1 pseudogene is annotated in these 610 nt (G+C 59.0%); it reads left to right on the forward strand.

The window, feature by feature from the left end:
• Positions 1-610, forward strand: a pseudogene (locus KHU33_RS26640) (DDE-type integrase/transposase/recombinase); the annotation flags it as partial.

The raw sequence follows: 610 nt of genomic DNA on the forward strand, positions 1-610 counted from the left end.
AACATCATGCGCGATGAACACGGGGTGACCGTAAAAAAGTCTTCAGGCAAGCTATCTCTAGTGGTCAAGTCGAAGGACTGAGCATAGAGCGGGCTTGCCGCCACATGGGTATCAGCCGCCAGGCCTATTACAAACGTTGCCAGCGAGAACGGGATCTCGACCATCAGGCCCGTGCGGTAGTGGCACTGGTGCAGCCGATTCGGCTTCGTCAGCCGCGTATTGGTACACGCAAACTGCACAGCTTATTAGGCACCAGCTTCGCCCGAGCGCACATGAAGGTCGGGCGAGACCAGTTGTTCGACATTCTGAGGCAGGCGCGGCTGCTGGTGCAGCCACAACGGGCGTATCACAAGACCACCAACAGCCATCACCGCTTCCGGCGTCATCCCAATTTACTCAAGGCGGGGCCTGCCCAGGTCGTCCCTACGGGGCCGGAACAGGTCTGGGTTGCCGATATCACCTACCTGCCGACACGGGGTAAGTTCGTGTATCTGAGCTTGGTGACGGATGCCTACTCACGCAAGATTGTTGGCTACCACGTACACGGCAGCTTGCAAACCGAGGAAGTCAGCCGGGCGCTCAAGATGGCCCTGCGCGGACGCTACGGCAA

Origin of the sequence: Collimonas silvisoli, from assembly GCF_018305005.1 — a bacterium.
GTDB classification, from domain to species: domain Bacteria; phylum Pseudomonadota; class Gammaproteobacteria; order Burkholderiales; family Burkholderiaceae_D; genus Collimonas; species Collimonas silvisoli.